Source organism: Denitratimonas tolerans (assembly GCF_037203605.1).
Lineage (GTDB): Bacteria > Pseudomonadota > Gammaproteobacteria > Xanthomonadales > Xanthomonadaceae > Denitratimonas > Denitratimonas tolerans.
On record NZ_JBBDHC010000015.1, the window covers coordinates 81,846 to 88,675 of the forward strand.

Below are 6,830 nucleotides of genomic sequence, written 5' to 3' on the forward strand. Positions count from 1 at the left end.
TGCCGCCGTGCCCGCCGCGCCCGCGATCGCCGCGTTCTGCTTCGTTCTTGCTGTCCTGATCGGCGAACGCGGGCTCGCGCGCTCGCCGCGATTCCACGATGCGGCGCGCGGAACGCACGGGCTGGTGCGGCTGCAAATCGGCGCGCTGCTCATCGCCGCGATGAGCGCCGCCGCGGCATCGCTCGCGTTTCCCGCGATGGCTCCGGCCCTCCCCGCCCTGTACGGGCTTGCGGCCGGCGGCGGCGCGCTGTGGCTGCTGGCGCGCCGCCAGGAAATGGCGCGGACGCCGCTTGCGCGGATCCTCGCGATCTTCGCCCTGCTTCACGCCGGCGTTGCGCTGCTGGCGGGCGCGGCGGCGGGCTGGCTGGCCACCGCATTCGGCGTCATCCTCGCCTTCGCGCTCGGCCTGCCGGCGTTCATCGACCTGGCGCGGCGCATGGACGATCGCGCCGTGCCGGCCTTCATGCGGCCGCTGCCGGCGCGCGTGTTGGCCGCCGGCATCATCGCGCTGGCGGCAGGAAGCCTCGCGTCATGGTGACGGCGCTGCTGTTCGCCGCAGCCATCGCCACGCTGGCGTTCGCCTGGCGCGGCTGGCTGGTATCGCCGGTTCCTGCGGAACCCGACGCCGCGCAATCCCTGGTCGAACGCATCGACGCGCTCCTGCCGCAAACCCAGTGCGGCCAGTGCGGCCACGGCGGCTGTCGCCCCTATGCGCAGGCCATCGCCGCGGGCGAGGCGGACATCAACCGCTGCCCGCCCGGTGGAGCGCGCGGCATCGCGGCGCTGGCCGAACTGCTGGGCCGTCCGATCCTGCCGCTGGACCCCGACTGCGGCGAGGAAAAACCGCCGCAGGTCGCCTTCATCATCGAAGCCGAGTGCATCGGCTGCACCAAGTGCATCCAGGCTTGCCCAGTGGACGCCATCCTCGGCGCGCCGAAGCTGATGCACACCATCCTCGCCGACCCGTGCACCGGCTGCGAGCTGTGCGTGCCCGCCTGCCCGGTGGACTGCATCGTGATGCGCGACCTGCCGCCCGACCATCCGCGACCGGCGTAGCGATCCGACCGGCAAAGCGCTCGCACCCAGCGGCTTTTGCGTGCCGTCGCAGGGTGGAGCCGCCGAAGGCGATTCCACCATCACCCATCGCAGCGCCCCCGGCGGAATCCGCGACGTTGGCCGCCCCGCAGCAGCGGCCAACGTCGCGCACGCGCGAAAATCAGGCGGCGTCCGGCAGGGGAGGCAGCTTCACCGCCTGCTCCGCATCCACGCGCTCGACCTTCACCCCCCGCGCGCGCAAGAGCGCCACCAGGCCCTCGTCGCCGATCAGGTGCATGGTGCCGACGACGACCAGCACCGTCTGGTCCCGCTCCAGCATGTCCGCGACCTGCGGCAGCCAGGCCAGATTGCGGTCGCGGTTGAGGCGCAGGTACATCTGCGGCGTCTTTTCCGCCATGTCCTCGTTGATCAGCGCCAGCAGCCCGTCGGCATCACCGGCGCGCCACAGGTCGTGCATGGCGAAGACGCGGCGGCGCATCTCGGCGGGCGGCGCGAAGGCCTCGGACAGCATCTGCTCCTGCTCGGCCAGCGGCGACGCATCGAGCGCGCCCATCTGCTGCAGCACGGTTTCCAGCCCGCCCACCGGCTTGCCGTCGGCCGCGGCACGCCGCATGAAATGCTGGTCCAGCCCGCGCTTGGGGTCCAGCCCGAACCTGGCCATCATCCCGACCACGAGGTTCATGCCGACGTACCAGGGCTTGAACGCATCCGAGGACGCCATCGCCGCTTCGCTGCCGCCCATGAACGCCTTGAGCTTTTCCGCGTTTTCTTCGGAAATCACCCCGCGCAAGGTGCGTCCGTCGTCGAATTTCGCCAGCGTCTGGATCGTGGCCAGGAGGTCCGGCGAGGCCATTTCCGCCGGATCGATCTCGAACACCAGCCGGTCGGCCTCGGCATAGGCCACCTCCACGCGCGGATGCAGCGGATAATCCTCCGCACGCAGCAGGTGGAACGAGCCCAGGAGATACACCGTTCCGGCACCATTCTGCGCCGTCCACAGCAGCGGCTCGGGCGGCGCGGCAGCGGCGATCGCGGTCGCAAACAACAGGAACGCGGCGAGCAGCCGGCGGATCATGCGGTTTCTCCATAGGCGGGCACCACGGCATCGGCATCGGCATCGAACAGCTTGTGCGGATTCATGATGCCGGCGGGATCGAAGGCGCGGCGGATGCCCCGCATCAGCGCCACCTCGGCCGCGCTGCGGGTGGACGACAGGTAGGGCTTTTTCACCAGACCGATGCCGTGCTCGGCCGAGATGCTGCCGCCGTGGTTCTGAAGCGACTGCGCCAGCAGCGCGGTGACGCGCCCGCACTCGTGCACGAAGTCGGCATTTTCCATCGCCTCGGGCTTGAGCACGTTGATATGCAGGTTGCCGTCGCCGATGTGCCCGAACCACACCACCTCGAAATGCGGATATTCCCGCCCGAGCAGCACCTGGGTCTCGGCCAGGAACCGCGGCATCGCGCCGATCCGCACCGACACGTCGTTCTTGTACGGCAGGTGGCGCGCCAGCGCCTCGGTGATGCCCTCGCGCAGATGCCAGAGCGCGGCGGCCTGCGCCTGGCTCTGCGCGATCACCCCGTCCACCACCAGTTCGGCCTCCAGCAGCGTGCCGAACGCCTCCAGCGCGGCATCGGGCGAATCGCCGTCGAACTCGGTCACGACGTAGTAGGGGTAGTCCTCGGCGAACGGGCGCTGCGCGCCGTGCGCCGCGACGTGGTGCAGGGCACGGTCGGTGAAGAACTCGAAGGCCGAGAGCGTCAGCCGCGCGCGCAGGCGCTCGAACACCTGCATCAGCGCCTCGAACGAGGGCAGCGCCAGCAGCATCACCTGGGAGGCGGGCGGCGGGTCGGTCAGGCGCAGCTGCGCTTCCACCACGATGCCCAGCGTGCCCTCCGCCCCGATCACCAGCTGGCGCAGGTCGTAGCCGCTGGAGTTCTTCACCAGCCCGCGGTTGAGTTCCAATACATCCCCGCTGCCGGTGACGAGCGTCAGCCCGGCAATCCAGTCGCGCGTGTTGCCATAGCGCACCACGCGGATACCGCCGGCGTTGGTGGCGATGTTTCCGCCGATCGAGCACGAACCGCGCGAGGCGAAGTCCACCGGATAGATCAGCCCGTGCCCGAGCGCGGCCTGATGCACCGCCTCCAGCGCCATGCCCGCCTGCACCGTCAGGAGGCGGTCGGCCGAATGGAAGCCGAGCACGCGATTCATCCGCTCCAGGCTCACCACCAGCTCGCCGTTGGCCGCCACCGCGCCGCCCGACAGACCCGTGCGCCCGCCCGAAGGCACCAGCGCCACGCGCTGCGCGTTGGCCCAGCGCACGATGCCCTGCACCTCCTCGATCGAAGACGGCAGCGCGATCGCCAGCGGTGCGGGTGTCCAGCGCCGGGTCCAGTCGCGGCCGTAGAACGCGAGATCGGCGGACTCGGTCTTCAGCGCCAGCGCGGGCAGGAGCCGGGATAATTCGGCCAGGCGGGGGTCGGACATGGGCGTATCGGCAGGATGTGGGAGGAAGGAACGATGCGGCACTGCACCACTCGGCACGACAGCCTGCCAGCCGCGCGGGCCGGCGTCCATCGCGGCGTCGAATCGGCATGTCCGCAAAGACACGCGCTTTCGTGGGAGCGGCCTTGGCCGCGATGGGGAGCGTGGATGCGGTGGGCGTGGCACTGTTGCCCGAACGCCGTATCGCGGGCAAGCCCCAATACAGTTCAGTTAGACCATCGTCATCCCAGCGAAGGCTGGGATCCATTTTTGCTTTCACAGCAAGATCAAGATGGATCCCAGCCTTCGCTGGGATGACGGTACAAAGTGCTGCAACTAACTGAACTGTATTGGGGCAAGCCCGCTCCCACCAGAACCGCCGCCACCGCGGGAAGCATTCAATCGCCCAGCCGCGAAGCGGGCAGCGGGATGCGCCATTCGGTACGGCGGCCGTGCCCGCGCAAGGAAGTGCTGATTTCGCCGGCGGCCTCATCAAATACCGGCATGCGCCATGTCTCCACCGCCGGGCGCAATCCTCCCTCACGCAGCACCTGCGCCATGGTTTGCCCGCTTGCTGCCGCCTGTCCGCGCAGACGCACCACCGCATCAACGGTGCGCAGCACGGCCTGAACATCCTGCATGCGCCCGACGTAGGCGTCATAGGCCGGTTCAGCGATCCGGGACAAGGTGCAGCCCATGACGTTGCTGAAGCATTCCAGTCGCCACGGCGATCCGGGGGCCGGCTGGGGCGCGATAGGTGTGTCGTCGATCAGCGCACGACGCACGACGTCGGTGCAGGCATGGGCATACACCGGAGCCATCCTCGCCCGGGTTGCGTCCAGATCCAGCAACACCGGGCGCAGGAAGGAATAGGCCTCATCGCCATATCTGTCCAGGTGCGCCTGTGCGATACGCGCTTCACCTTGCATTGCACTGCACAAGTCCGGCGCGACACGGGCTGGATCGAAGGCCGTGGCACAGATCGATGGCAGCGGGTGATCCAGGGGAAGCTCGGCCAGCATGTCGGAAAACAGGTGCGAACCGGTGGTCACCATGGCCCCGCCAATCGAGGCAAAAATCAATGTGTCGCTATTGGCGCTCAGACGCCTCCAGGTATCCACATCGCGACACACCGCCTCCAGCGCGGCATCGGTGTGACCTTCGACAAAATCCAGCGCGCTGGCGGTGTGCGCGATGAAGAACAATTTGAACGGCGGAAGCGGCGGGAAGATATGGCCATCCATCGGATTGCGGTAATGGTCAAACGCCGCCAGTCCGCGCACGCGATCCACCAGGGCGCGATCGTGTGCGACCTGCCGGGCATAGTCATCCCGACGCTCCCGTACCGTCGCCAGACACGAGGCGTCCTCGGAACCGCACATTTTCAAATCGGATGGCCAAGCACGATGGCGAGCGAATCGCCCCTCGGCCACGCTCATCTGATTGGACAGCACCTGGGCCGACTGCGCGCTGACCAGGGCCTTCCGATAATTTTCCACGTCTTCAGCCGCCACGGCGTCGATCTCGTCCCCCGGTACGTCGTATCCCAGCAGCCATAGTGCCGCGAAAGCATTGCGCCCCGCAGGCTGTGGATCGTCCTCCGCCAGCAGAGCCAGTGCAGCGCGCTGTTCAGCGGTCGGCCCCATCCAGCGCGATACGGCGAACAACCCGCCCAGCACCAGGAACAGCCCCAGCGCCAGCACGCCAAGCCATCGCATTGCCCGTCTCATCATCATCTCCCTCTTTGGTTGTCCGGTGCGGCAACGCACAGTGACGCCGCCGTTCGTCAAGACGTGACCATGGCACAGCGCGAATCACCCCACCCACCCGATGCTGCACCGCCGCAATCGACGGAAAATCTGGCATAGTGGATTCATCCCGCCCACCCGCTGGTTCTTCACGCCATGCACACCACCTCGTTCCCCAAGCAGGACATCCGCATCCTGCTGCTGGAAGGCGTCAGCCCCAGCACCGTCGACACCTTCCGCGCGGCGGGCTATTCGCGCATCGACTATCACGAGAAATCCCTGCCCGATGACGAACTGAAGGCGCGCATCGCCGAGGCACACTTCATCGGCATCCGCTCGCGCACCCAGCTCACCGCCGAGGTGCTTTCGCACGCGCGTCGGCTGATCGGCATCGGCTGCTTCTGCATCGGCACCAACCAGGTGGATCTCGACGCCGCCAAGGCGCAGGGCATCCCGGTCTTCAACGCGCCCTACTCCAACACCCGCAGCGTGGCCGAACTGGTGATCGCACAGACCATCATGCTGATGCGGCGCATCCCGGAAAAGAACGCCGCCTGCCATCGCGGCGGCTGGCTGAAATCGGCCGAGGGCAGCTTCGAGGTACGCGGCAAGACGCTGGGCATCGTGGGCTACGGCCACATCGGCACCCAGGTCGGCGTGCTGGCCGAAGCGCTCGGCCTGCGCGTGATCTTCCACGACATCGAAACCAAGATGACGCTCGGCAACGCGCAGCCGGCGACCGGCCTCGACGACCTCCTCGCGCGCTCGGACATCGTGACCCTGCACGTGCCCGACACCGCCGCCACGCGCGGCATGATCGGTGCCGCGCAGATCGCGAAGATGCGCCGCGGCGCGCAGCTCATCAACGCCGCGCGCGGCACCGTGGTGGACATCGACGCGCTCGCCGCGGCACTGCGCGAAGGCCACCTCGCCGGTGCCGCCGTCGACGTGTTTCCGGTCGAACCCAAGGGCAACGACGAGGAGTTCGCCTCGCCGCTGCGCGGCCTGGACAACGTGATCCTGACCCCGCACGTGGGCGGCAGCACGCAGGAGGCGCAGAGCAACATCGGCATCGAAGTGGCCGCCAAACTGGTGCGCTACAGCGACAACGGCTCGACGCTCTCGGCGGTCAACTTCCCGGAAGTCTCGCTGCCCGAGCACCCCGGCAGCCGCCGCATCCTGCACATCCACCGCAACGTGCCGGGCATGCTCTCGCAGATCAACGAGGTGTTCTCGCGCGAAGCGGTCAACATCAACGGCCAGTACCTGCAGACCGACCCGACCATCGGCTACGTCGTCATCGACGTGGGCACCTCCGAAGCCCAGGCCTTGGCCCTGCGCGACGCGCTCGCCGCCATCCCCGGAACGCTGCGCACGCGCGTGCTGTACTGAGATTCAGCCCTTCTCCCGGCTTGCGAGAGGGGAGAGGAACGCAGAACCCTGCGTCGGGGACGTAGCCCCGACCTACGAAACCGCCGCACATCTCGGTAGGTCGGCCCTACGTGGCCGACGCTGCCGGGCATCGAACACTGCGTCGGG

The 6,830-nt window shown here is 68.1% G+C and carries 6 protein-coding genes; 3 read left to right on the top strand and 3 right to left on the bottom strand.

Features of this window, described 5'->3' with window-relative positions; all coding sequences use genetic code 11:
- The first annotated feature begins 7 nt into the window (after positions 1–7).
- Positions 8–538: a hypothetical protein gene (locus WB794_RS10735; protein WP_337335843.1), complete on the top strand. Its 531-nt coding sequence runs from the start codon at positions 8–10 to the stop codon at positions 536–538.
- Positions 532–1,056, top strand: coding sequence for an RnfABCDGE type electron transport complex subunit B (locus WB794_RS10740; RefSeq protein ID WP_415926681.1), 525 nt, complete (start codon positions 532–534; stop codon positions 1,054–1,056). Before WB794_RS10735 ends, WB794_RS10740 begins: the two co-directional genes overlap by 7 nt.
- 160 nt (positions 1,057–1,216) lie before the next feature.
- On the opposite strand, the gene WB794_RS10745 is transcribed toward WB794_RS10740, so the two are convergent.
- The 3 genes from WB794_RS10745 to WB794_RS10755 form a co-directional block, all read right to left on the bottom strand.
- Positions 1,217–2,131, bottom strand: coding sequence for a TraB/GumN family protein (locus WB794_RS10745; RefSeq protein WP_337335844.1), 915 nt, complete (start codon positions 2,129–2,131; stop codon positions 1,217–1,219).
- Positions 2,128–3,546: an FAD-binding oxidoreductase gene (locus WB794_RS10750; protein WP_337335845.1), complete on the bottom strand. Its 1,419-nt coding sequence runs from the start codon at positions 3,544–3,546 to the stop codon at positions 2,128–2,130. The genes WB794_RS10745 and WB794_RS10750 overlap by 4 nt, the downstream gene beginning before the upstream one ends.
- Before the next feature lie 395 nt (positions 3,547–3,941).
- Positions 3,942–5,261, bottom strand: coding sequence for a hypothetical protein (locus tag WB794_RS10755; RefSeq protein WP_337335846.1), 1,320 nt, complete (start codon positions 5,259–5,261; stop codon positions 3,942–3,944).
- A 186-nt stretch (positions 5,262–5,447) separates the two neighbouring features.
- On the opposite strand from WB794_RS10755, the gene serA reads away from it, so the two are divergent.
- Positions 5,448–6,683, top strand: a complete 1,236-nt coding sequence (serA, locus tag WB794_RS10760; RefSeq protein ID WP_337335847.1) for a phosphoglycerate dehydrogenase — start codon at positions 5,448–5,450, stop codon at positions 6,681–6,683.
- Positions 6,684–6,830: the final 147 nt, after the last annotated feature.